Source organism: Tepidimonas thermarum, assembly GCF_007556705.1.
Lineage (GTDB): Bacteria > Pseudomonadota > Gammaproteobacteria > Burkholderiales > Burkholderiaceae_C > Tepidimonas > Tepidimonas thermarum.
Genome location: NZ_VJOL01000021.1, coordinates 16480 through 41578, shown reverse-complemented (window position 1 = coordinate 41578; position 25099 = coordinate 16480). Strand labels below are relative to the sequence as shown.

18 protein-coding genes, 1 tRNA gene and 3 pseudogenes are annotated in these 25099 nt (G+C 68.9%); 13 read left to right on the top strand and 9 right to left on the bottom strand.

Going from position 1 to position 25099, the window contains the following annotated elements; translation table 11 throughout:
- The 4 genes and pseudogenes from Tther_RS06835 to Tther_RS06820 form a co-directional block, all read left to right on the top strand.
- A pseudogene (locus Tther_RS06835) lies at positions 1–128 on the top strand (phosphomethylpyrimidine synthase ThiC); the annotation flags it as partial.
- A pseudogene (locus tag Tther_RS06830) lies at positions 125–925 on the top strand (acyl-CoA dehydrogenase family protein); the annotation flags it as partial. The pseudogenes Tther_RS06835 and Tther_RS06830, both read left to right, overlap by 4 nt.
- Before the next feature lie 12 nt (positions 926–937).
- Positions 938–2086, top strand: coding sequence for an acyl-CoA dehydrogenase family protein (locus Tther_RS06825; RefSeq protein ID WP_143902227.1), 1149 nt, complete (start codon positions 938–940; stop codon positions 2084–2086).
- Positions 2087–2125: 39 nt separating this feature from the next.
- Positions 2126–2350, top strand: coding sequence for a hypothetical protein (locus Tther_RS06820; protein ID WP_143902225.1), 225 nt, complete (start codon positions 2126–2128; stop codon positions 2348–2350).
- 64 nt (positions 2351–2414) lie between these two features.
- On the opposite strand, the gene groL is transcribed toward Tther_RS06820, so the two are convergent.
- The 4 genes from groL to Tther_RS06800 all read right to left on the bottom strand — a co-directional run bounded on the left by groL (position 2415) and on the right by Tther_RS06800 (position 5605).
- Positions 2415–4049: a chaperonin GroEL gene (groL, locus tag Tther_RS06815; protein WP_143902223.1), complete on the bottom strand. Its 1635-nt coding sequence runs from the start codon at positions 4047–4049 to the stop codon at positions 2415–2417.
- 58 nt (positions 4050–4107) lie between these two features.
- Positions 4108–4398 (bottom strand): co-chaperone GroES, encoded by a 291-nt coding sequence (gene groES, locus Tther_RS06810; RefSeq protein WP_043702757.1) that lies wholly within the window; start codon positions 4396–4398, stop codon positions 4108–4110.
- A gap of 282 nt (positions 4399–4680) precedes the next feature.
- A tRNA-Met gene (locus Tther_RS06805) sits at positions 4681–4757 on the bottom strand.
- A 56-nt stretch (positions 4758–4813) separates the two neighbouring features.
- The gene (locus Tther_RS06800) at positions 4814–5605 is read right to left on the bottom strand and encodes an enoyl-CoA hydratase (protein ID WP_143902221.1); all 792 of its coding nucleotides are present in this window, start codon (positions 5603–5605) and stop codon (positions 4814–4816) included.
- Positions 5606–5764: 159 nt separating this feature from the next.
- Here Tther_RS06800 and Tther_RS06795 point away from each other — a divergent pair, with 159 nt between their 5' ends.
- Positions 5765–6586: an enoyl-CoA hydratase-related protein gene (locus Tther_RS06795; protein ID WP_143902219.1), complete on the top strand. Its 822-nt coding sequence runs from the start codon at positions 5765–5767 to the stop codon at positions 6584–6586.
- On the opposite strand, the gene Tther_RS06790 is transcribed toward Tther_RS06795, so the two are convergent.
- From Tther_RS06790 to Tther_RS06780, 3 genes are all read right to left on the bottom strand, one after another.
- Positions 6540–8459: a M61 family metallopeptidase gene (locus Tther_RS06790; RefSeq protein ID WP_143902217.1), complete on the bottom strand. Its 1920-nt coding sequence runs from the start codon at positions 8457–8459 to the stop codon at positions 6540–6542. The genes Tther_RS06795 and Tther_RS06790 overlap by 47 nt on opposite strands.
- On the bottom strand, positions 8456–9217 hold the full coding sequence (locus Tther_RS06785) for a DsbC family protein (protein ID WP_143902215.1): 762 nt from the start codon (positions 9215–9217) through the stop codon (positions 8456–8458). Before Tther_RS06785 ends, Tther_RS06790 begins: the two co-directional genes overlap by 4 nt.
- A 70-nt stretch (positions 9218–9287) precedes the next feature.
- The gene (locus Tther_RS06780; protein ID WP_143902213.1) at positions 9288–10478 is read right to left on the bottom strand and encodes an FAD-dependent monooxygenase; all 1191 of its coding nucleotides are present in this window, start codon (positions 10476–10478) and stop codon (positions 9288–9290) included.
- 129 nt (positions 10479–10607) lie between these two features.
- Between Tther_RS06780 and Tther_RS06775 the strand changes: the two genes are divergently transcribed.
- The 6 genes and pseudogenes from Tther_RS06775 (at position 10608) to metH (ending at position 18772) form a co-directional block, all read left to right on the top strand.
- Positions 10608–11510: an MOSC domain-containing protein gene (locus Tther_RS06775; protein ID WP_143902211.1), complete on the top strand. Its 903-nt coding sequence runs from the start codon at positions 10608–10610 to the stop codon at positions 11508–11510.
- 96 nt (positions 11511–11606) lie between these two features.
- Positions 11607–12704 (top strand): redox-regulated ATPase YchF, encoded by a 1098-nt coding sequence (gene ychF / locus Tther_RS06770; protein ID WP_143902209.1) that lies wholly within the window; start codon positions 11607–11609, stop codon positions 12702–12704.
- 39 nt (positions 12705–12743) lie between these two features.
- Positions 12744–13541: pseudogene (locus Tther_RS06765) on the top strand (gamma-glutamyl-gamma-aminobutyrate hydrolase family protein); the annotation flags it as partial.
- A 193-nt stretch (positions 13542–13734) separates the two neighbouring features.
- On the top strand, positions 13735–14811 hold the full coding sequence (gene galE, locus Tther_RS06760; RefSeq protein WP_143902206.1) for a UDP-glucose 4-epimerase GalE: 1077 nt from the start codon (positions 13735–13737) through the stop codon (positions 14809–14811).
- The gene (locus Tther_RS06755) at positions 14799–15893 is read left to right on the top strand and encodes an MraY family glycosyltransferase (protein ID WP_143902204.1); all 1095 of its coding nucleotides are present in this window, start codon (positions 14799–14801) and stop codon (positions 15891–15893) included. Before galE ends, Tther_RS06755 begins: the two co-directional genes overlap by 13 nt.
- 182 nt (positions 15894–16075) lie before the next feature.
- On the top strand, positions 16076–18772 hold the full coding sequence (gene metH, locus Tther_RS06750) for a methionine synthase (protein ID WP_143902202.1): 2697 nt from the start codon (positions 16076–16078) through the stop codon (positions 18770–18772).
- Positions 18773–18795: 23 nt separating this feature from the next.
- Here metH and Tther_RS06745 read toward each other — a convergent pair whose 3' ends face one another.
- Together Tther_RS06745 and Tther_RS06740 are read right to left on the bottom strand one after the other, a co-directional pair.
- Positions 18796–21288, bottom strand: coding sequence for a GspE/PulE family protein (locus tag Tther_RS06745; protein WP_246098942.1), 2493 nt, complete (start codon positions 21286–21288; stop codon positions 18796–18798).
- Between the two features lie 28 nt (positions 21289–21316).
- Complete coding sequence (locus Tther_RS06740) at positions 21317–22885, bottom strand: YifB family Mg chelatase-like AAA ATPase (protein ID WP_143902200.1); 1569 nt, start codon at positions 22883–22885, stop codon at positions 21317–21319.
- Positions 22886–23172: 287 nt separating this feature from the next.
- Here Tther_RS06740 and Tther_RS06735 point away from each other — a divergent pair, with 287 nt between their 5' ends.
- Positions 23173–23511: a P-II family nitrogen regulator gene (locus tag Tther_RS06735; RefSeq protein ID WP_143902198.1), complete on the top strand. Its 339-nt coding sequence runs from the start codon at positions 23173–23175 to the stop codon at positions 23509–23511.
- 47 nt (positions 23512–23558) lie between these two features.
- Positions 23559–24980 (top strand): ammonium transporter, encoded by a 1422-nt coding sequence (locus tag Tther_RS06730; protein ID WP_143902196.1) that lies wholly within the window; start codon positions 23559–23561, stop codon positions 24978–24980.
- Positions 24981–25099 lie beyond the last annotated feature (119 nt).

Genomic DNA, 25099 nt, shown 5'->3' with positions numbered 1-25099 from the left:
AGGTCATGGTCGAGGGGCCTGGCCATGTGCCGCTGCACCTGATCCGGGAGAATATGGACTTGCAACTGCAGCAGTGCCACGAGGCGCCCTTTTACACCCTGGGGCCGCTGACCACCGACATCGCGCCGGCTCCGACCTTGCCTCGCTCAAGACCACCGCCGTGCGTGAGGGCGACCACTACATCGTCAACGGTCAAAAGACCTGGACCACGCTGGGCCACTACGCCAACCGCATGTTTGCGCTGGTGCGCACCGACCGCCAGGCCAAGCCGCAGGAGGGCATCAGCTTTTTGCTCATCGATCTGGACAGCCCGGGTGTGGAGGTGCGGCCCATCATCACCCTCGACGGCGAACACGAGGTCAACGAGGTTTTTCTGACCGATGTGCGCGTACCCGTCGAGCGCCTGGTGGGGGCCGAGAACCAAGGCTGGACGATCGCCAAATACCTGTTGACCTACGAGCGCACCAACATTGCCGGGGTGGGGTTTTCGGTGGCGGGGCTCGAGCGCCTCAAAACCATCGCGCGCCTGGTGCGCAAGGGCGGCCGCCCGCTGATCGAGGACCCGCTGTTTGCCGCGCGGCTGGCGCGGGTCGAAATCGAGCTGGAAAACCTCAAGACCACCAACCTGCGCGTGCTGGCAGCCGTCGCCGGTGGTGGCGCCCCGGGGCCGGAGAGCTCGCTGCTCAAGATTTTGGGCACGCAGATCCGGCAGGAGATTTTGAGCCTGACGCGCCGCGCCATGGGACCGTATGCGCGCCCCTGGATCGAAGCGGCCCTCACGCTCGAGCGGGCGGACGAGGCCGTCGGCCCGCCCGGCGCGGCCAGCGCCGCAGCGCAGTATTTCAACCACCGCAAGCTGTCGATCTTTGGTGGCTCCAACGAAATCCAGAAAAACATCGTCGCCAAGGCGGTGCTGGGACTGTGAGGGGGCAGGCAGATGGATTTTTCACGCACCGATGATCAGCGCATGCTGGCCGATTCGCTGGACCGCTACCTGGCCCAGCGCTACCCGATGACGCGCCGGCACGCCGCGGCCGCCAGCCCCCTGGGCTACGACGCGCAGGTGTGGGCCGATCTGGTCGAGCTGGGCGCGGTGGCGGCGCTGCTGCCGGCCTCCGTGGGCGGTCTGGGTGGCGGTGGCTTCGACATCGCCACCGTGTTCGAAAGCGCGGGCCGCGCCTTGCTGATCGAGCCGTTGCTGGGGGCGTTGGTGGTGGGGCAGATGCTGACCCGCGCCGATGACCCGCCGCGCTGGCAGCCACTGCTCGAGCGCGTGCTGGCCGGCGCTGTGGTGGCCCTGGCCCACGACGAGCCCGAGGCCCACCACGAACCCCACCATGTCGCCACCAGCGCGGGGCGCGACGCCCAAGGCTGGGTGCTCGATGGCCACAAGGCGGTGGTGCCCCACGGCGCGCAGGCCGAGGGCTGGCTGGTTTCGGCGCGGCTGTCCGGGGGCGTGCGCGACCGTGATGGCATCGCCCTGTTCTGGGTGCCGCGCGAGACACCCGGTGTGCGCGTGCGGGCCTACCCCACCATCGATGGTGGCGCTGCCGCCGACCTCACCCTGGTGGCCGCGCAGCTGCCCGAGCAGGCCCTGGTGGCTGGCCCCATGCATGCCCCGGCGGTGCTGGCGCACGGGCTGGCCTGCGCGGTGCTGGCCCTGTGCGCCGAGGGGCTGGGCGCCATGTCGCAAGCGCAGCGCATGACGCGCGACTATTTGCAAACCCGCCACCAGTTCGGGCGGCCGATTGGCAGCTTTCAGGCCCTGCAACACCGCGCCGTGGACATGTGGATGGCGGTGGAGCAAGCGCGCTCGGCGGTCATCAACGCGGCTGCCGCGTTCGACGGCGACGATGCGCTGGAGCGTGACCGGCTGATCGCCGCGGCCAAGGCCACCATCGGGCGCACCGGCACCCTCGTGGCCGAAGAAAGCATCCAACTGCACGGCGGCATCGGCATGACCTGGGAGCTGCCGTTGGCCCACTACGCCAAACGGCTGATCATGATCGACCACCAGTGCGGTGACGAAGACCACCACCTCGCGCGCTTCATCGCGCTCAGCCGCGAGCGCGAGGCGCGGGCCTGACCGACCCCCGGGGGGTGCCCGGGAACCGGGGGCCGCGCCGTGGGCCGTTGGGTGGCTGCGGGCGTGGTGGCCGCAGCAGCCGCCGGATGCAGCGTGGTGGGGCTGGACGAGGCTGTCCGCCGCTGGCATTGGCACGCCCGCGCCACGCCCGAGCAGCGCACCAAGGCCGCGGCCCCGTTGCAGGCCTACGAACGGGAGTTGCGCGCCCTCATGGACAACGGCGCGTCCAACGGGGCACCCGTCACCCGCACGAACGGGCAGTAAAAAAGCCCGCCGGGTACGACCCCGGCAGGCTTGCGGTGCAGGATGCGATGCCGTTACCGGCCGATCACATGTCCATGCCCATGCCGCCCATGCCACCACCAGCCGGCGCCGGGGTTTCGGGCTTCGGCGCTTCGGCCACCATGCACTCGGTGGTCAGCATCAGGCCGGCCACCGACGCGGCGTTTTGCAGCGCGGTGCGGGTCACCTTGGTCGGGTCCAGGATGCCCATTTCGATCATGTCGCCATAGGTGTCGTTGGCGGCATTGAAGCCAAAGTTGCCCTTGCCTTCGAGCACCTTGTTGATCACGACCGACGGCTCGCCACCGGCGTTGGCCACGATTTCGCGCAGCGGCGCTTCCACCGCCTTGAGCACCAGCTTGATGCCGGCGTCTTGGTCGGGGTTGGCACCCTTGAGCTCACCCACGGCCTGACGGGCACGCAGCAGCGCCACGCCACCGCCGGGCACGATGCCCTCTTCGACGGCCGCACGGGTGGCGTGCAGCGCGTCTTCGACGCGGGCCTTCTTCTCCTTCATCTCGACTTCGGTGGCGGCACCGACCTTGATCACCGCCACGCCGCCGGCCAGCTTGGCCACGCGCTCTTGCAGCTTCTCGCGGTCATAGTCGCTGGTGGCTTCTTCGATTTGCACGCGGATTTGCTTGACGCGCGCCTCGATGTCCTCGGCCTTGCCCGCGCCGTCGATGATCGTGGTGTTTTCCTTGGCCACTTCGACGCGCTTGGCTTGACCCAGGTCGGCCAGCGTCACCTTCTCCAGCGTCAGACCAACCTCTTCGGCGATGACCTTGCCGCCGGTCAGGATGGCGATGTCTTCCAGCATGGCCTTGCGGCGGTCGCCAAAGCCCGGGGCCTTGACGGCGCACACCTTCAGGATGCCGCGGATCGTGTTGACCACCAGGGTGGCCAGCGCCTCGCCTTCGACTTCTTCGGCGATGATCAGCAGCGGACGGCCCGCCTTGGCCACTTGCTCCAGCGCCGGCAGCAGGTCACGGATGTTGCTGATCTTCTTGTCGTGCAGCAGGATGTACGGGTTGTCCAGCACGCACACCTGCTTGTCGGGGTTGTTGATGAAGTAGGGCGACAGGTAGCCGCGGTCGAACTGCATGCCTTCGACGACATCCAGCTCGTTTTGCAGGCTCTTGCCGTCTTCGACGGTGATCACGCCTTCCTTGCCCACCTTGTCCATCGCCTCGGCGATGATCTGGCCGATCGACTCGTCGCTGTTGGCCGAGATGGCGCCGACTTGCGCGATTTCCTTGCTGGTGGTGGTGGGCTTGCTGATCTTCTTGAGCTCGGCCACCAGCGCCTCGACCGCCTTGTCGATGCCACGCTTGAGGTCCATCGGGTTCATGCCGGCGGCCACGTACTTCATGCCCTCGCGCACGATGGCCTGGGCCAGCACGGTCGCGGTGGTGGTGCCGTCACCGGCGTTGTCGCTGGTCTTGGAAGCAACTTCCTTGACCATTTGCGCGCCCATGTTTTGCAGCTTGTCCTTGAGCTCGATTTCCTTGGCCACGGACACACCGTCCTTGGTCACGGTGGGGGCGCCAAAGGAGCGCTCGAGCACCACGTTGCGGCCCTTGGGGCCCAGGGTCACCTTGACCGCATTGGCCAGGATGTTGACGCCTTCGACCATGCGGTGACGGGCATCAGCGCCAAAAACGACGTCTTTTGCTGCCATGTTCAGTTTCCTTTCCGAATCGGGTATGTGAGCGTTGTCGTTGCGTCAGCGCAGCGAATCACTTTTCGATGACCGCAAACAGGTCATCTTCCTTCATGACCAGCAGCTCTTCGCCATCGACCTTGACGGTCTGGCCGCTGTACTTGCCAAACAGCACGCGGTCACCCACCTTGACGCTCAGCGGCTTGGTTTCGCCCTTGTCGTTGGTCTTGCCGGGACCGACGGCCAGCACTTCGCCTTGATCGGGCTTCTCGGCCGCGTTGTCCGGGATCACGATGCCCGACGCGGTCTTGGTTTCGTTTTCCAAACGCTTGACGATCACGCGATCGGCGAGAGGACGAAGTTTCATGCGATCTCCTGTCGAAAGGACGATGAAGGATAGGGGAGTGGGGCGGCGTGTTGTTAGCACTCACCGCCTGCGAGTGCTAATGATAAGGCCGCCGACGGCAGTTTTCAAGGGGCTGGGCGCGTCGAGGGGCGCGTGGTGGGTGGTGGCGTGTGCGGCCGGGCAACGCGGCGTTACGCGGCGCCAGCCCGTGCACCACCGGCCCCAACGGGCTACACGGTGGCCACACGAGCAGCCGCAGAAAAAACAAAGCCCGCACGAAGGCGGGCTAAGTCTTTGATTTTTTGGTGGCGCTTCAGGGATTCGAACCCCGGACCTGCGGATTATGATTCCGTCGCTCTAACCGGCTGAGCTAAAGCGCCAGCGAAGCCCACATTATAGCGGCAAAAGCGCGGCTGCCGCGTGCGGGCCGTGCGCCTCAGCGGCCCTGGAAGCGCGCGGGGCGCTTGTCCAGGAAGGCGGCCATGCCTTCCTTCTGGTCCTCGGTGGCAAACATGGCGTGGAACATGCGGCGCTCGAACTGCAGACCGTCGGCCAGCGGCCCTTCGAAGGCGCGGTTGACCGCCTCTTTGGCCGCCAGCACGGCCAGCCGCGGCATCCCGGCAATGGTCAGGGCCACCGCCAGCGCCTCGTCCATCAGCTTGTCCAGCGGCACCACGCGGCTGACCAGGCCGGCGCGTTCGGCCTCGGCGGCGTCCATCATGCGGCCGGTCAGCGCCATGTCCATCGCTTTGGCCTTGCCAATGGCGCGCGGCAGCCGCTGCGTGCCGCCGGCCCCGGGGATGACGCCGATCTTGACCTCCGGCTGGCCAAACTTGGCGTTGTCCGCGGCGATGATGAGGTCGCACATCATGGCCACCTCACAGCCGCCACCCAAGGCAAAGCCGGCCACGGCGGCGATGACGGGTTTGCGCACGTGGCGCAGCGCCTCCCAGTTGCGGGTGATGTACTCGCTGCGGTAGACGTCGGCGAAGGTGTAGCGCGCCATGGCGGCGATGTCGGCGCCCGCGGCAAAGGCCTTTTCGTTGCCGGTGAGGACGATGCAGCCGATCGCCTCGTCGCTGTCGAACGCTTTGAGCGCCGCGCCCAGCTCGTCCATGAGCTGGTCGTTGAGCGCGTTGAGCTGCTTGGGGCGGTTGAGCTGGATGATGCCGACCGGGCCTTCGGTGCGGGTCAGCAGGGTTTCGTAGGTGGGGGCGGTCGCGCTCATGCAGGCTCCTTGGCGCAGGCGGTGGGGTTGGGATGGGATGGCAGCAACTATAGCGCGTGCCATGCCCGCGCCAGCGCACGCGCTACCATCTGCGCTGGGGCCACCGCCCGCGCCGCGCCTCCCCCACCACAGGATTCGCCACAACCCAGGAGACAGCCGATGACCCTCAATCCCCCCGACAGCGCAACCCCGGCCGAGGAGGTCGTGTTCGAACGCCGTGGCGCGGTGGCCGTGCTCACGCTCAACCGGCCCCAGGCGCTCAACAGTTTTACGCGCACCATGCACCGCGCGTTTCAGCAGGCCCTGGCCACCATCGAGACCGATGGCAGCGTGCGCGCGTTGGTGCTCACCGGTGCCGGGCGCGGTTTTTGCGCCGGGCTGGATTTGTCGGAGCTGGACTTCAGCCCCGGCGATGACATGCTGGAGCGGGCCAACCCCGGCCCCGTGATCGAGGAGTGTTTCAACCCCAGCGCGCGCGCGCTCATGAACCTGCGCGTGCCCACGGTGGCCGCGGTCAATGGCGTGGCTGCGGGGGCCGGCGTGTCGCTGGCGCTGACCTGCGACATCGCGATCGCCGCCCCGGGCGCCAGCTTTGTACAGGCGTTTAGCAAAATCGGGCTGATCCCGGACGCCGGTGGCAGCTGGCTGAGCGTGGAGCGCCTGGGCTTGGCGCGCGCGCTGGCGTGGGCGATGCTGGGGGACAAACTCCCAGCCGAGCAGGCCAAGGCCTGGGGCCTGATCTGGGACGTGGCAGACGACCCGCTGGGCGCCGCCTTGGCGCTGGCCGAGCGGCTGGCCGCGATGCCGACGCGGGCGCTGGTGGCCACGCGCCACCTGCTGCGCGGGGCGTCCCAACGGTCTTTCGAACAACAACTGGAGGCCGAGCGCGACTGGCAGGCGGCGCTGGGCCGCTCCCACGATTATGTGGAGGGCGTCACCGCGTTTTTGCAGAAGCGCGCCCCGCAGTTTCGGGGGGAGTGAGGGCGGCACCGCCCGCAGCGCTGGCGGGCAGCAGCTGCACCACGGTGGCCGGCGCCGGCCACGGCAGTGGGCAGCGCAGCACCCGTCCCTCGCGGGCCACCCAGCACACCAGCGTATCGCCAACGTCGAGCCCGCGGGCGTGCAGCGCCACGTCGTCGAGCCGACGCACGCGCCAGGTGTCACCCGCGCGTTCGACCGCCAGCCACTCATCCCCCGCTGCCATGCCAGCGGCTTCGGCGGCGCCACCGCGCAACACATTGCGCAGCCGGATGCCGTTGGCCTCCTCCACCCGCACGCCCAGCTGTTCGGCCAGTGGCGCGGGGTCTTCCTGCCAACGCACGCCGTGGCGCTCCAACAGCGGGCGCAAGGGCAGCTCGTCGGTGCCGTGCACCCAGGCGTCGAGTTCCGGGCCAAAGTCGCGCCCACCCAGGCGGCGCAGGACGGCACGCAGGTCGGCCTCGCGCATGGGGCCGCCGGCACAGCGCTGCCACAGGGCGCGCATCACATCGTCCAGGGTGGTGGGGCCCTCGGCGCGCAGGGTCAGGTCCAGGCACAGCGCCACCAGGGCACCCTTGGCGTAGTAGCTGACGGTGGCGTTGGGCGTGTTCTCCTGCACGCGGTAGTACTTGATCCAGGCATCCCAGCTCGCTTGCGCGACGCTTTGCACCTGCCGCCCTGGCGTTTGCCGCACGTGGTTGATGGATTTGGCCACCAGCTGCAGGTGCGTGGCCGGGTCGATCAGCCCGGCGCGCAGCAGCAACAGGTCGTCGTAGTAGCTGGTAAAGCCTTCGAAGAACCACAGCAGCTCGGTGTGGTTTTCGCGGTCGTAGTCGTAGCGCGCAAACTCGCGCGGGCGCAGGCGCTTGACGTTCCAGGTGTGAAAGTACTCGTGGCTGATGAGGCCCAGCAGCGTGGTGTAGCCGTCGCTGGCACGCAGCGGCACCCCGTTCGGCCCCGGCGCCAGTGCACCCGGCAGCGGCTGCAGCGGCAAATCGGTGCGGGCGCACACCAGGGCGGTGCTGTGGCGGTGTTCCAGCCCCCCGTAGCCATCGGGGGTCGCGTGCAGCATGAAGACGTAGCGGTCGATGGGCGGTGCCCCACCGGCGCCGTGCCACAGGGTCATGGTCGCATCGCATACGTGCGCGGTATCCCGCAGCAGCCGCTCGCCATCAAAGCCGGCAGGCGCCCCGCTGACCACGAAGCGGTGCGGCACCCCGCGCACCACGATGTCGCCGCACCAGAAGTCGCCCAACATCACCGGGCTGTCGGCCAGCTCGTCGTAATCCGCTGCCAGGTAGGTGCCAAAGCCGTCGCCAGCCGCCCAGCGCCAGCCGCTGGCCGCACCAGCCCGGCCGGCGGGTGCCGGCGTCAGGGGCCGCAGTGCCGTGGCCACGCGCCAGCCGCGCGTGGCGTCGCAGCCGGCCAGGGTCAGCGCATGGGTTTCGTTCTCGCGCCCATGCACGCGCAGGCACAGGCTGGTGGGGTTGAAAAAGCCCCGCTCGGCGTCCAGGTAGGCGGTGCGCACCGAGGGGTCAAAGGCGTAAACCTCGTAGCACAGGGTCAGCGTCGTGGCCGGCTCCGCATCCGTCAGGTCGACTTCCCAGGTGTTTTTGTTGAGCGCGCGCAGCGGCACCGGCCGCGCATCGACGTGCGCGCGCAGGCGCTGCAGGTGCTGGGCGAATTCGCGCACCAAATAGCTGCCGGGGATCCACACCGGCAGGCTCACGCGCTGGCGCGGTGCCGGGTGGTCGATGGCCAGCGTGACGCGCCACAAGTGGGCGTGGGCGTTGGCCACCTCCACCCGGTAGCGCACCGCGGCGGGTGGGACGGCGCGCCGGGGCGTGCCACCCGTGGGCCGGGCCGACGCGCTCATTTGCCGGTGCCGGCTTGGGCCAGCAGCGCCTCCAGCCGATCCAGGCCGACCGCCCCGGGCAGCCGCGTGCCGTTGGCCAGGATGGTGGTGGGCGTGCCGGTGATGCGGTATTTCTGGCCAAGCGCAAGGTTGCGCTCCAGCGCGGCGGTGTCGCATTTGGCGTCCGCCGCGGGCTCGGTTGGCGGCACACCGCGCACCATCCAGTCGTTCCAGGTCTTGGCGCGGTCTTTGGCGCACCAGATGGCGCGCGACTTGGTGTGCGAATCCTTGCCCAGCACCGGGTACAGGAAGGTGTAGATGGTGACGTTGTCGAGCTTGGCCAGGTCACGCTCGAAGCGCTTGCAAAAACCACAGTTGGGGTCGGCAAACACCGCCAACTTGCGCTGGCCATTGCCGCGCACCACGGTCAGCGCGTCCTTGAGCGGCAGCTCATCGAAGGCGACCGCGGTGAGTTTGTCCAGCCGCTCTTCGGTCAGGTTGACGCGCGCCTTGGTGTCGATCAGCACGCCCTGGATGAGGTAGTTGCCCTCGGCATCGGTGTACAGGATGTCGGTGCCGTTGAGGCGGATTTCGAACAAACCCGGCATGGGGGTGGGGCGCACCTCCTCGATGCGTGGCAGGTTGGGCAGCCGGTCCGCCAGGTTTTTGCGGATGAGCGCCTCGTTGGCGTGGGCCGATGCGGTCAGCGCCGCAGCGCCCAGCGCGCCCAGTGCGAGGCGGCGTGTCCAGGCGGCGGTGGGCAATCGAGTGTGGGTCATGGTGGTGTGTGTCCAGTGGTCGGGCAAAGCGCGACGGGTGGGGGCAACGCGCGGCCGAGCGCGTCAGGCGTCAGGGTTGCGGGGCGATGCGCTCCCCCGCTGCCTGTTGGATGAACCATTGCTTGATGGGTTCCAGCCGGTCCACCGCGCGCAGGCCCCAGCGCCGCAGGGCCGTCAAGCGCGCGTCGGGGCTGCCGAACAGGCCGTAGAGGGTGTCGGTTGCGGCTTGCATGGCCGCCACCGGTGCCGCACGCGCGCGCTCGTAACGGCGCAGCAGCCGCCAGTCGCCCAACGGCCGCCAGTACTCGCGCTCGCGCAGCACGCGCGCCAGCTCGGCCACATCCGCCAGACCGACATTGAGGCCCTGGCCGGCCAGTGGGTGCATGGCATGGGCGGCGTCGCCGGCCAGCGCCAAGCCCGGGCGCACCCAGGGCCGGGCGACGGAGAGTTCCAGTGGCCAGCCCGCGGGCTGGCCCTGCGTGTGCATGGCGCCCAGGGCGCGGCCGCAGGCGCGCTGCACCGATGCGGCAAACGCCTCGGCCGACTGCGCCAGCAGCGCAGCGGCGCGCGCGTGGGGCACGGACCACACCAGCGCCACGCTGCGGCCCTGCGGCCCGTCGAGCGGCAGCAAAGCCAAAATGTCGTCGCCGCCAAACCACTGCCGCGCCACGCCCTCGTGCGGCCGCTCGCAGTGCAGGCGCGCGGCCACCGCGGTGTGGGGGTAGGGGCGGGTCTCGTAGGCAAACCCCTCGGCTGTCCGGGTGGCGCTGCGCCGGCCCTCGCAAATCACGGTCAGTGCTGCCTTGGGGCGGGTGCTGCCGTCACCGCGCAAACGCTCGATGCCGGGCTGGAACGCGACCGCCTGGGCCAGGGTGGCTTCCAGCGCCGGCACGTCCACGATCCACGCCAGCGGTGCGCGCTGCGCGGGATCGGCGTCGAAGCGCAGCGCCGCCGCAGCGTCCAGGTGCGCGGTGTCGGCGACGGGGTCGGCTACGGGGTCGGCCACCGGGTCAGCATCGGCCACCCACATGTGCCACACGGGCGTCACGGCCTGGGCGTCAGCCGGCCAGGCGCGCACCGATTCCAGCAGCGCGCGCGAGGCAGCGTTGAGCGCGTAGGCGCGGATGTCGGGGGCGGCGGCGCCCGCGGGCGAAGCGCGCTCGACCAGGGCCACGCGCAGCCGCTCGCGCGCCAGCAGCAACGCCAGCGTGCGGCCGACAATGCCCCCGCCCAGGATCGCCACGTCGTAAGTTGCGCTCATGTGGCCATTGTAGGTGCGCCTCTGGCTCCCACGCGGGCGGCGTGTCCAATGGACGCATCCTGGGCGCATGAATGGGCGCATGCTGGGCGCACAATGGCGCCCTGTGTTGCCACCCATGGGTTTGCTGCCATGTTCGATGACTCTGCCCTCTTGCCGTTGACGCTGGAGCAGCTTTGGATTTATCCGGTCAAATCCTGCGCCGGCATTCGCCTGCGCTCGGTGGAACTGTTGGAAACCGGCCTGGAGTGGGACCGCACCTGGATGGTCGTGGATGCCGATGGCGAGTTCGTCTCGCAGCGCGAACTGCCCCGCATGGCCCTGATCCAGCCGCGCTTGCGCATGGGCCGGTTGGAGCTGCGCGCGCCGGGCATGTTGTCGCTGCACCTGGCGCTCGACGCGGCGCAGGCGCCGTGCCGCGTGCGCATTTGGGACGACAGCGTCGACGCCTACGACATGGGCGACGTGGCCGCGCAGTGGTTCACGGATTTTTTGGCGCCCGACCTGCCCACGGGCATGGGGCCGCTGCGGCTGGTGCGCTGCGACCCGGATGAGCGGCGCCTGTCGTCGCTGCGCTGGACCGGTGGGGTGGAGGCGCCCAACACCTTCAGCGACGGGTTTCCGTTGCTGGTGGTCTCCAGCGCGTCGCTGGCGGACCTCAACGAACGCCTGGCGCTGCAGGGCCAGCCGCCCATCGGGGTGGAGCGGCTGCGTCCCAACGTGGTGATTGCCGGTGTGCAACCGCATGACGAGGACCGCCTCGAGCGCATCGACTGGCACGCCGCGGGTGCGCCGCCGGACGCGCCCGCGGTCACGCTGCAGCTGGTCAAGCCGTGCGCGCGCTGCGCCATACCGGACGTGGACCCGGCCACGGGGGTGCCCGATGGCCGCGTCAGCCCGGTGTTGCAAAGCTACCGCCAGGACCGCCGCTTGATGGGCGCCATCACCTTTGGCATGAACGCCATCGTGCGCCGTGGCGACGGCCAGATGCTGCACGAGGGCATGCACGGCGTGGGGCACTGGGGGGCGTGGTAGGGGCGCCGGCGCGCGGCGGCCACCGGTAGAATCGGGCGTTTTGCCGGCACGCGCCCGCGCCGCCGCCTTTGCCCATTTCCGACGCTTCGCCTTGCCATGAGCCTCCAATGCGGGATCGTGGGCCTGCCCAACGTGGGCAAGTCCACCCTGTTCAACGCCCTGACCCAAGCCGGCATCGCCGCCGAAAACTACCCCTTTTGCACCATCGAGCCCAACGTCGGTGTGGTGGAGGTGCCCGACCCGCGTCTGCAGCAGCTCGCCGCCATCATCAAGCCGCAGCGGGTGGTGCCGGCCATCGTGGAGTTCGTTGACATCGCCGGTTTGGTCGCGGGGGCCAGCCAGGGCGAGGGCCTGGGCAACCAATTCCTGGCCCACATCCGCGAGACCGACGCGGTCATCAACGTCGTGCGCTGCTTTGACGACCCCAACATCGTCCACGTGGCCGGCAAGGTGGACCCCATCGCCGACATCGAGGTGATCCAGACCGAGCTGTGTCTGGCCGACTTGGGCACGGTGGACAAGGCGCTGCAGCGCTACCAAAAAGCGGCCAAGAGCGGGCACGACAAAGAGGCCCTCAAGATGGTGGCGCTGCTCGACAAGGTGCGTGCCGTGCTGGACGAGGGGCGCCCGGTGCGCGTCATGACGCTGACCGACGAAGAGCGTGCCTTGCTCAAACCGTTGTGTCTGATCACCGCCAAGCCGGCCATGTTCGTGGGCAACGTGGCCGAAGATGGCTTTGGCGACGACAACCCCCACCTGCAGCGCCTGCGCGCCTATGCCGCGCAGCAGGGCGCGCCGGTGGTGGCCATCTGCGCCAAGATCGAGGCCGAGCTGGCCGACATGGACGAGGCCGACCGCGCCGAGTTCCTGCGCGACCTGGGCCTGCAGGAGCCGGGACTCAACCGCCTGATTCGTGCGGCCTACGATTTGCTGGGCTTGCAGACCTATTTCACCGCCGGCGAAAAAGAGGTGCGCGCCTGGACCATCCGCAAAGGCGCCACGGCGCCGCAGGCGGCCGGGGTCATCCACACCGACTTCGAGCGCGGCTTCATCCGTGCCCAGACCATCGCGTTTGAGGACTTCATCCGCTACGGCGGCGAGCAGGGCGCCAAAGAGGCCGGCAAGATGCGCGCCGAAGGCAAGGACTACGTCGTGCAGGACGGCGACGTGATGAACTTCCTGTTCAACGTGTGACCCATCCGACGGGGTTGCGGCTATGATGGCGACACTGCCATCGCATTGCCCGCGCCGCGCATGTTTGGCCGCCGCCGCCCCGTCATCATCGGGCTGTCCGCCCGCATCTTCCACCCCGAGGTGGGGGCCGCCGGCCTGCGCACCAAAACGCTGCAGGTGCTGGAGCAATCGGTGGCGCAATGGGCCGCCTCGCGCGACACGCTGGTGCTGATGGTGCCCTCGGTGCTGCAGGACGGCGCGCTGCAGCGCAGCAACATCCGGGTGCGTGACTATGCCCAGTACCTAGATGGGCTGATCCTGCAAGGCGGTGCCGACGTCAGCCCCCGCGCCTATGGGGAAGAGCCCCTCAAGCCCGAGTGGCGCGGGGACCCGGTGCGCGATGCGTACGAGCTCGAGCTCGTGCACGAATTCCTCGAGGCGGGCAAACCCATCCTGGGCATTTGCCGGGGCATGCAGCTCATCAACGTGGCGTTTGGCGGCAGCCTGTACCAGGACATTCCTGCCCTGGTGCCCGGCGCCATCGCGCACGAAACACCGCAGTACGACCGCCACCGCCACGAGGTGGCGCTGGCCAGCGACGGCTGGTTGCAGCGCTGGAACGGCCAGCTCCCAGGCCGGCAGGTCGCGTCCATCCATCACCAGGCGGTCAAACGCCTGGGGCGCGATCTGGTGGTCGAAGCCACGGCGCCGGACGGCATTGTCGAAGCCATCCGCCACACCGGCCGGGGCTTCGTCTTTGGGGTGCAGTGGCACCCGGAGTTTCATCCCCCGGGCGATGACGCGCTGCTCGACCCCACGCCGATGCTCGATGCGTTTCTCGAAGCGGCGCGGCGGTAAGGGGCCGCGGGGCGTCAAGAGCGTTACCCTTGCGCTGCTTTGCACCGGGCAGGGAGCCGACTGCCGCGTTGGCATACCCTAAAATCTCTTGCTGTGCGTTGGTCACACAGCAGGGAGGGCAGCACAGCAGTATGACTGGCGGGTAGCCCGGTAGCCAACAATCCAACAATCGGACAACCACCGGATTGGTCACATGAACATCCTGCTCACCGGCGGCCTGGGCTACATCGGCAGCCACACCGCCGTCGTGCTGCAAGGAGCCGGCCACCGCGTCTTTTTGCTGGACAACCTCAGCAACAGCCGGCTCGATGTCGCCGAGCGCATCGGGCGCATCACCGGCACAGCGCCCGTGGTGGAAGTGGCCGACGTGCTCGACACCATCCGCGTGCGCATGATGCTGCGCCACCACCGCATCCAGGCCGTCATCCACTTTGCCGGCCTCAAGGCCGTGGGCGAATCCGTCGCGCAGCCGCTGGCGTACTTCCACCACAACGTCGCCGGCACCATCAGCCTCTTGCGCGCCATGGCCGATGAGGGTGTGCGCCAGCTGGTCTTTTCCAGCAGCGCCACCGTCTATGGCCAGCCGCAGCGCCTGCCGCTGGCCGAAGACCACCCCACCCGCGCCACCAACCCCTACGGCCGCACCAAGCTGCACATCGAAGCGATGCTGCAAGACCTCGCCGCCAGCGACCCCGCCTGGCGCATCGCCATCCTGCGCTACTTCAACCCCGTTGGCGCGCACGACTCGGGCCTCATCGGCGAAGACCCCAACGGCATCCCCAACAACCTCATGCCCTACATCGCCCGCGTCGCCGCCGGGCAACTGCCCCACCTCAACATCTGGGGCGACGACTACCCCACGGCAGACGGCACCGGCGTGCGCGACTACCTGCACGTCATGGACCTGGCCGAAGGCCACCGCGCCGCGCTGGACCACCTGGGCCGCACCCACCAGTCTTGCGACATCTTCAACCTGGGCACGGGGCAGGGCACCAGCGTGCTGCAGATGGTGCGCGCCTTCGAGCAAGCCAGCGGCCGCCCCATCCCCTACCGCATCGCCGCACGCCGCCCGGGCGATGTGGCCGCCTGCTGGGCCGACCCCACCAAGGCCCAGCAGGTGCTGGGCTGGCGCGCCACGCGCACGGTGCACGATATGTGCGCGAGTGCGTGGGGGTTTGCGGTGCGGGCTGGCGGGCAGCGATCCTGCCAAGAGGACCTGGCTCATAAGGACGACGGATGCGCCGTTCGGAGTGTTGAATGCAAACCCTGATCGTTGGGTTGTTAACCGCTTTGATCGTGGTGATGTTGATCGTTCGGTCCAGAAACTTGCATTTGCATGTAACTTCCGATCAGCGGTGGGGCGTTCAGAAGTTTCATAAGGGGAGAGTTCCCCGTATCGGTGGCATCGGGGTGGCTGCGGGTTTGACCGCAGCATTGGCATGGAGTGGCTGGCGCGGTTTGGTGGCGGTGGAGGCCCTGTGGCTGCTGCTTGCCGCCGTGCCCGCGTTTGCGGCCGGCCTGGCAGAGGACTTGACCAAGCGCGTGGGGGTGCTGGCGCGTTTGGGCGCGACCATGGCCTCGGCCGCTCTGGGGGCGTGGCTGGTGGATGCGCAACTGCCGCGGGTGGGGGTGCCGGTTGTGGATGACTGGCTGGTGTGGGCGCCGGCCAGCCTGGCGCTGACGCTGGTGGCGGTCGCCGGGGTGGCCAACGCGGTCAACATCATCGACGGGTTCAATGGGCTGGCGGCAGCGGTTTGCATGCTGATGTTTACCGCATTTGGCTACGTGGCATGGTCGCTTGGCGACGTGCTGCTGGTGCAGGTGTGCTTGGCCATGATCGGTGCCTTGGCGGGCTTTTTTGTGTGGAACTACCCGCGCGGGTTGGTTTTTTTGGGCGATGGTGGCGCTTACCTGGTGGGGTTTGTGCTGGCCGAGGTGGCGGTGTTGCTGGTGGTTCGGCATCCGGGGCTGTCGCCGTGGTTTTGCTTGCTGGTGTGCGCGTATCCGATCATGGAGACGCTGTTTTCCATCTACCGCAAGCGCTGGGTGCGCGGCGTCTCGCCCGGTGTGCCGGATGGGTTGCACCTGCACATGTTGGTCTATCGGCGGCTGGTGCGCTGGGCGGCCGGGCCGGACGCCAGCCGCGACATGACGGCGCGCAATGCGGCGACGTCGCCTTACCTGTGGGCGCTGGCGTCGGTGGCGATCGTGCCCGCGGTGTTGTTTTGGCGCAGCGAGCCGTTGTTGATCGCGAGTGCAGTGCTGTTTTTGGTGGCGTATCTGGTGGTGTACGTCCGTGTGGTGCGCTTTCGTGCGCCGCGCTGGATGCGCAAGCGGGTGGGCCGGCGTTGAGTGCGCATCGTTGCCGCCCACAGGGCGCAAGGGGCGCTGCGCAGCATCGACGCGCCGCGTGAGGGCCGCGCCGTAGAATGGTGGGCTTTGCCCGGGTGCCGTTTGGTTGCGGCACCGCCGCCTTGCCCATGCCCGTTTCTGCCGTGTCTGACCCGACTGCCCCCGCCTGCCCCATCCCGCCCATGATGCTTTCGGGGCTGGAGCCCCTGGTCATTGGCGCGGGCAGCTTGTTCGTCAACATTGGCGAGCGCACCAACGTTACCGGCTCCAAGGCGTTTGCGCGCATGATCCTCAACGGCCAGTTCGAAGAGGCCTTGGCCGTGGCGCGTCAGCAGGTGGAAAACGGCGCGCAGATCATCGACGTCAACATGGACGAGGCCATGCTCGACAGCAAGGCCGCGATGGTGCGCTTCCTCAACCTCATCGCGTCTGAGCCCGAGATCGCGCGCGTGCCGATCATGATCGACAGCTCCAAGTGGGAGGTGATCGAGGCCGGCCTCAAGTGCATCCAGGGCAAGGGCATCGTCAACTCGATCTCGCTCAAGGAAGGCGAGGCCGAGTTCAAGCGCCAGGCCAAGCTGATCCGCCGCTACGGCGCCGCCACCGTGGTGATGGCCTTCGACGAGCAGGGGCAGGCGGACACCTTTGCGCGCAAGATCGAGATCTGCGAGCGGGCCTACCGCATCCTGGTCGACGAGGTGGGCTTCCCGCCCGAGGACATCATCTTCGACCCCAACATCTTTGCGATTGCCACCGGCATCGAGGAGCACAACAACTACGCCGTGGACTTCATCGAGGCCACGCGCTGGATCAAGCAGCACCTGCCCGGTGCCAAGGTGTCGGGCGGCGTGTCCAACGTGAGCTTTTCCTTCCGCGGCAACGAGCCGGTGCGCGAGGCCATCCACACGGTGTTCCTGTACCACGCCATCCGCGCCGGCATGGACATGGGCATCGTCAACGCCGGGCAGATCGGGGTGTACGACGAGCTCGACCCGGAGCTGCGCGCGCGCGTGGAAGACGTGGTGCTCAACCGCCGCCCGGACGCCACCGAGCGGCTGCTGGAGATTGCCGAACAGGTCAAGGGCTCGGCCAAGGACGACAGCGCCCGTCTGGCCTGGCGCGCGCTGCCGGTGGAGGAGCGCCTGTCGCACGCGCTGGTGCACGGCATCACCGACTTCATCGTCCAGGACACCGAGGAAGCCTGGCAGGCGATCAAGGCCCAGGGTGGCCGGCCGCTGCACGTGATCGAAGGCCCGCTGATGGCGGGCATGAACACGGTGGGTGACCTCTTTGGCGCGGGCAAGATGTTTTTGCCGCAGGTGGTCAAGAGCGCGCGCGTGATGAAGCAGGCGGTGGCCCACCTGGTGCCCTACATCGAGGAGGAAAAGCGCCAGCTCCAAGCCGCCGGCGGCGATGTCAAGCCCAAGGGCAAGATCGTGATCGCGACGGTCAAGGGCGACGTGCACGACATCGGCAAGAACATCGTCGCCGTCGTGCTGCAGTGCAACAATTTCGAGGTCGTCAACATGGGCGTGATGGTGCCCTGCCACGACATCCTGGCCAAAGCCAAGGAGGTGGGGGCCGATATCGTGGGGCTGTCGGGCCTGATCACGCCCAGCCTGGAGGAGATGCAGTTCGTCGCCGCCGAGATGGAGAAGGACCCGTGGTTTCGCGAGCGTGGCGTGCCACTGCTCATCGGCGGGGCGACCACCAGCCGCGTGCACACGGCCGTCAAGATCGCGCCGCAGTACAGCGGGCCGGTGGTGTATGTGCCCGATGCCTCGCGCAGCGTGGGGGTGGCGCAGTCGCTGCTGGGGGAGCAGCGCGACGCCTACGTGGCCGAGGTGCGCGCCGATTACGAGCGCGTGCGCCAGCAGCACGCCGCCAAAAAACCCGTGCCGCTGTGGCCGCTGGCCAAAGCGCGCGCCAACCGCACGCCCATCGCCTGGGACGCGTGGCAGCCCGTGCGGCCCACGTTTTTGGGGCGGCGCGTCTTCCGCCAGTACGACCTGGCGGAAATCGCGCGCTACATCGATTGGGGGCCGTTCTTCCAGACCTGGGACTTGGCCGGCCCGTACCCCGCGATCCTGGACGACGCGGTGGTGGGCGAGCAGGCGCGCAAGGTGCTGGCCGATGCGCAGGCAATGCTCAAGCGCATCGTCGAGGGCCGCTGGCTGACCGCCAACGCGGTGCTGGGCTTTTGGCCCGCCAGCGGCGAGGGCGACGACATTGTGCTGTACGCCGACGAGGAGCGCACCCAGCCGGTGCTGACCTGGTACGGCCTGCGCCAGCAGACCGAAAAGCAGGAGGTCGACGGCGTCATGCGCCCGAGCCGCTGCCTGGCGGACTTCGTGGCGCCGCGCGCCAGCGGCATGCCCGACTACGTGGGCGCGTTTGCGGTGACGGCGGGCATCGGTGCCGAGGCGTACGAGGCGCGCTTTGCCGCCGCGCATGACGACTATTCCGCGATCATGTTCAAGGCCTTGGCCGACCGGCTGGCCGAGGCGCTGGCCGAGCGGCTGCACGAGCGCGTGCGCACCGAGCTGTGGGGCTATGCCCCGCACGAGCGCCTGAACCTGGAGGAGCTGATTGCCGAGCGCTACCAGGGCATACGCCCCGCGCCGGGCTACCCGGCCTGCCCCGACCACACCGTCAAGCGCGACCTGTTTGCGCTGCTGCGTTGTGAGGAGATCGGCATGGGCCTGACCGAAAGCCTGGCCATGACGCCGGCGGCGAGCGTCAGCGGCTTTTACATCGCGCACCCGCAGGCGGTGTACTTCAACGTGGGCAAGATTGGCCGCGACCAGTTGGAGGACATGGCCCAGCGCCGCGGCTGGCCGGTGGACGAGCTGGCGCGCTGGCTGGCGCCCAATCTCTGACGGGGCCGGGACGGGCGGGCCGCTCAGGCGGCCGTGCTGGCGCGGATTTCGTCGATGGTGGTGAGCCCCTGCAGCACTTTGAGGATGCCGTCTTGCCGCAGGGTGCGAAAGTGCCCGGTGGCCATGGCCGAGTAGGCCAACGCCTCCGACGGGGCCTTGGTCTGGATCAGGCGCCGCAGCGCGGCGTTGACCACCAGCAGCTCGTGGATGCCGATGCGGCCCTTGTAGCCGCTTTGGTCGCACGAGGCGCAGCCCGGGGCGTGGGCACGCATCAGCGCACCGCCGCCCTCGGCAAAGCGCGCGTGCCACTGCGCGCGCACCTCGTCGGCGCTGGGCCGCAAATCCTGCGGGAACAGGTGCAGGTAGTCGGCCAGCAGTTCGTCCACGAAGGCCGGCTCGGCCGGGGTGCGCTGCACGCAATGGGGACACAGCCGCCGCACCAGCCGTTGCGCCAGCACGCCCACCAGCGAATCGGCAAAGTTGAACGGGTCCATGCCCATGTCGAGCAGCCGCACCACCGTCTCGGGCGCGCTGTTGGTGTGCAGCGTGGACAGCACCAGGTGGCCGGTGAGCGAGGCCTCGATGGCCATTTGCGCGGTTTCGGCGTCGCGGATTTCCCCCACCATGATGACGTCCGGGTCGGCACGCAGCAGGGCCCGCAGCGCCTTGCTGAAGGTCCAGTCGATGCGCGGGTTGACCTGGATTTGGCGCAGGTCGGGGTGGGCGATTTCGATCGGGTCCTCGGCGGTCCAGATCTTGCGGTCGGGGGTGTTGAGGTGTTGCAGCAACGCGTGCAGCGTGGTCGTTTTGCCCGACCCCGTGGGCCCCACGCACAACACCATGCCGTGCGGGCGGTTGACCGCGGCCAGGAGCTGGTCGTGGTTTTCGGGGCTCAGGCCCAGCTCGGCCACCGCCAGCGGGCGGGCGGAGCTCAGCAGGCGCAGCACCACGTCTTCGGCGCCGCCGTGGGTGGGGATGGTGGCGACGCGCAGCTCCAGCCGGTGCTGGGGCGCAAACTTGCTGAAGTCGATTTTGCCGTCCTGCGGCTTGCGGCGCTCGGAGATGTCGAGCTCGCACATGATTTTCAGGCGTGCCACCAGCGCCGCGCGGTAGGTGTGGGGCAACTCCATGTAGGGCCGCAGGCGGCCGTCCTTGCGCAGGCGGATGCGCACCTTGCGCTTGCCCGGGTAGGTTTCGATGTGGATGTCCGAGGCCCCCTGTTGGTGCGCCTCGATGATGATGGTGTTGATCAGCCGCACCAGCGAGTTGTCCGATTGCTCCACCGGGGCTTGGGTGTCGCTGTCGTCTTCGGCGCCCAACTCCAGCGATTCGAGCAACTGTTCGGTGGAGGCCTCGGCCGTCGTCGCCTCGGTCAGCGGCGGCGCGCCGGCGTCCAGCCCATAGCGGGCGTAGACCTCGGTGATGGCGCGCGGCTCCAGCGGCGTGCTCGACAGGGTGGGCACGACCTTGCACTGCAGCTGAAATTCCAGTTCGTCGATGGTGGCGCGCCGCGACGGGTCTTCGGCGGCGATGATGAGCGTGCCCGCGCGCCACAACAGCGGCACGATGCGCAGCTTGCGCGCCGTGGCCAGCGGCACGCGGCGCAACGCGTCGGCATCGACGGGAAACTGGGCCAAATCCACCACCGGGTAGCCCATCTTGCGCGCCAGCGCCACGCGCAGCTGCTCGCGGGTGAGTTGCCCGCTTTGCACCAGCAGCTCACCCAGCGGGAGGCTGCGTTCGGTTTTTTGCTTCTCCAGCGCTTCTTGCAGTTGCGCCTCGCTGATGAAGCCCAGCGCGGTGAGCGCTTCGCCGATGCGCACCAGCGGCATGCGCTGCTGCTCCTCCAGCGCCATGAGCAGCTGCTCGGGCTTGACCACCTCTTTGATGACCAGGTAGTCGCCCAGCTTGCGCTGGCGCATGGCCTGCTGCTCGCGCGCGGCGCGCTCCACCTGCTCGGAGGTCAGCGCCTGCTGGTCCACCAGCACGCGGCCGATGGCCTCGCTGATGTGCAATTCGCGGTAGGCGCTGCGCGGCACAAAGACGCGGCGCACCCGATCGTCGTCGTCGAGCGGCTCGAACAAAAAAACGCCGGCGTCGGATTCGACGTGCCCGATCGTGACGCCCGTGCGCGTGGTGCCGTCGGCCAGCGTGAGCCGGTAGGGGAGCCGTGGCCGGTGGCGCAGCAGCGCCTCGAAGGTGCTGTCGGGCGGCTGGGAGTCGCTCACCTCCACCGGGGCCAGGGGTTGGGTGAGCGTGAGGCGCCGGAACATGTCAAAGCGCAGCGGCATGACCGTGCGCGATGGCGGCACCTGGATGTGCGCGAGGCGCTGCTCGAGGTCCAGCGCCACCAGTCGGCAGTTGCGCGTCTGGCCGTTGCTGCCCTCGATGTCACAGTCCAGCGGTTGGCTGGCGGGCTCGGCGCTGCCGTAGCCTATGTAGGGCGGCGTGGGCCAGCGCAGCGGGGGCAAGGCGTGGTCGGCGCTGGGCGGGTGGGCGGTGGTGGCGAAGTCCATGGGCACGGTAGCAAGGGACTGCGCGGCATTATGGCGGCAATGCCGCCTCGGCGGGACGGTATTGCAGCGCTTCCGCCACATGCACGGCTTGCACGCGGGCGCTGTCGGCCAGGTCGGCGATCGTGCGCGCCACGCGCAAGGCGCGGTGCGTGGCGCGGCCGGACCAGCCCAGCCGGGTCGCGGCTTGCTGCAGCAGGCGGTGCGCGGCCTCGTCCAACGCGGCATGGGCCAGCAGCGCGTCCCCCTGCAAATCGCGGTTGGGGTGGCCTTGGCGTGCCACGGCGCGCGCGCGGGCGGCCTGCACGCGCGTGCGCACGACCGCCGTAGGCTCACCCGGTGGGGCGGACAGCAGCACCTGCGGTGGCAGCGCCGGGACGTCGATGTGCAAATCGATGCGGTCCAGCAGCGGGCCGCTGAGCCGGTTGCGGTAGCGTTGCACCTGATCGGGGGTGCAGCGGCACGCCCGCGTGGTGGCGCCCAGGTAGCCGCAGGGGCAGGGGTTCATGGCCGCCACCAGCTGAAAGCACGCCGGGTACTCGACCTGCCGGGCGGCACGCGACAGGCGCACGCGCCCCGTCTCCAGCGGCTCGCGCAGGGCCTCCAGCGCGCTGCGCGAAAACTCGGGCAGCTCATCCAGAAACAGCACGCCGTGGTGCGCCAGCGAAATTTCGCCGGGGCGCGGCGGCGAGCCGCCGCCGACCAACGCCGCCGCGCTGGCCGTGTGGTGCGGCGCGGCCAGGGGCCGCTGGCGCCACGCCTCGGGCCGAAAGCGCCCGACCAGCGACGCAATCGCAGCGGCTTCCAGCGCCTCGTCGTCGTCCAGCGGCGGCAGCAGCCCCGGCAGCCGTTGCGCCAGCATGGATTTGCCCGCGCCCGGCGGGCCGGATAGCAGCAGGCTGTGGCCACCTGCAGCGGCAATCTCCAGCGCCCGGCGCGCAGTGGCTTGGCCTTTGATGTCGGCCAGATCGGGGCCGCGGGTGGCGGCGCCGCGGTCGCTGGGCGCGGCGTGCACCCGCCGCCAGCCCGCCTCGGCGTCCGCCGCCCCGGCGCCGCTGGGCGCCTTGCCGGCGGGCGCAAAACGCTGCACCGCGTCGAGCAGGTGCTGCACCCGGTAAACCGTGACGCCCGGCACCAGCGCGGCTTCCTCGGCGCTGCCAGGGGGCAGCACCAGGGCGCGCTCGGGCTGACCGTGCACCGATTCGGTGCGCACGGCCAAGGCCATGGGCAGTGCGCCGCGCACGGGCCGCAGCGCGCCGCTGAGGGAGAGTTCCCCGGCATATTCGTGGCCCGTCAAGGCCGCGGGGTCGAGCTGACCACTGGCCGCCAATATGCCCAGCGCAATCGGCAGGTCCAGCCGGCCCGAGTCCTTGGGCAGATCGGCCGGGGCCAGGTTGACCGTGATGCGCTGGTTGGACGGCCACTCGAGCCCGCTGTTTTGAATGGCGGAGCGCACCCGCTCGCGCGCCTCTTTGACCTCGGTGTCGGCCAGCCCGACGAGGGTAAAGCTGGGCAGGCCGTTGGCCAAATGCACCTCGACCTGCACCGGATGCGCCGCAAGCCCCAAAAGGGTGCGGCTGTGCACCACACACAACCCCATGTCGTTTGCCTCCCCGTTGTGACGCGTATCGGTCGTCGGCGCCGCGCGTGGGCCGGATCCCCGGCGCACCTTCACGCCCGCCACATGGGGCCGGGCGCGTGCTGCCGTCAGGGTCGGGCTCCGTATCGCCACCGTGCCGATGGGGCGCTGGCGCCGCCTGGGGGCGATTATGGCGCGGCGTGGCAGCGGCGGCGCCGAAGGGGTGCACCCGTGGACTGGCACACAACGTGCTTGGGATTCGGCGCAGCCATGCCGCAAGGCGCGCAATTTCCAACGAAAGGACTGCCATGAAACTGGTGACCGCCATCATCAAGCCCTTCAAGCTCGACGAAGTGCGCGAGGCACTCTCGTCCATCGGCGTGCAGGGTGTTACCGTGACCGAAGTCAAGGGCTTCGGGCGACAAAAAGGGCACACCGAGCTCTACCGGGGCGCGGAGTACGTCGTGGACTTCCTGCCCAAGGTCAAGGTCGAAGCCGCCGTCGACGATGGGATGGCCGAGCGCGTCGTCGAGGCGATCGAGACCGCCGCCCGCACCGGCAAGATCGGCGACGGCAAGATTTTCGTGCTGCCGCTCGAGCAAGTCGTTCGCATCCGCACCGGTGAGACGGGCGCCGACGCGCTCTGACCGCCGCCTGCCCACCTATACCAACCCAAACCTTCAAGGGGATCGTCATGAAACGATGGTTGTTGAGCCTATGTCTGGGTGTCGGTTTGCTGTGGGGCGGCGCCGCGCTGGCCCAAAGCGCCGAGCCCCCCAAAGATGCGCCGGTGGCCACCGAGGCCGCGCCGGCGCCCGCAGAGTCGGCGCCAGCCGCCGCTGCCCCAGCACCCGCCCCGGCAGAACCCGCCGCGGCCGCCGCCCCCACGGTGGACAAGGGCGACGTGGCCTGGATGATGACCGCCACGCTGCTGGTGATCATGATGGTGATCCCGGGCCTGGCGCTGTTCTACGGCGGCCTGGTGCGCAGCAAAAACATGCTGTCGGTGCTGATGCAGGTGCTCGTCGTGTTTTCGCTGATCACGGTGCTGTGGGCGATCTACGGCTACAGCCTGGCGTTTGGTGGCGAGGGGCTGATCATCGGCAACCTGGACAAGGTGTTCCTCATGGGCATCAACACGGCGTCGCTGGCGGACACCTTCACCGAGAACGTGAAGATCCCCGAGCTGATCTTCGTGGCCTTCCAGGCGACCTTTGCCGGCATCACCTGCGCGCTGATCGTGGGCTCGTTTGCCGAGCGTATCAAGTTCAGCGCGGTGCTGCTGTTTAGCGCGCTGTGGTTCACGTTCAGCTATCTGCCCATCGCGCACATGGTGTGGGGGGCGGGCGGCTACCTGCTGGGCAAAGGGGCGCTGGATTTTGCCGGTGGCACGGTGGTGCACATCAACGCCGCCATGGCCGGCCTGGTGGGCGCCTACCTGGTGGGCAAGCGCATCGGCTACGGCCGCGAGGCCATGCCCCCGCACAGCCTGACGCTGACCATGGTGGGTGCGTCGCTGCTGTGGGTGGGCTGGTTCGGCTTCAACGCCGGCTCCAACCTCGAGTCCACGGCCGGTGCTGCGCTGGCCTTCGTCAACACGCTGGTGGCCACGGCGGCGGCGGTGCTGTCTTGGTCGGTGGGTGAGGCCCTGCACAAGGGTAAGGCGTCGATGCTGGGCGCAGCATCCGGCGCGGTCGCGGGGTTGGTGGCCATCACGCCGGCCTGCGGCTCGGTGGGCCCGATGGGTGCCATCGTCATCGGTCTGGTGGCGGGCTTGTTGTGCCTGTGGGGTGTGACCAGCCTCAAAAAGATGCTCGGTGCGGACGATTCGCTCGATGTCTTTGGCGTGCATGGGGTGGGCGGCATCGTCGGTGCGCTGCTCACCGGGGTGTTTGCCGCCCCGGGGCTGGGCGGCACGGGCGCCGAAGATTTCAGCATCGCCAACCAGCTCCTGGTGCAGGCCGAAGGGGTCGTCATCACCATGGTGTGGTCGTCGGTGGTGGCCTTCATCGCCTACAAGATCGTGGACATGGTCGTGGGACTGCGCGTGACCGAAGAAGAGGAGCGCGAGGGGCTGGACATCACCAGCCATGGCGAATCGGCCTACAACCGCTGATGGGCGACGCCGCGCCCGCAGAGGTCTGGAACTCTGGGGCTTGGGCCCGGGCTGCCGACGGCACCCGGGCTTTTTTGTGGGGTTGGCGCGGTGCGCTGCGCTGGCCCGGCGACAATCGG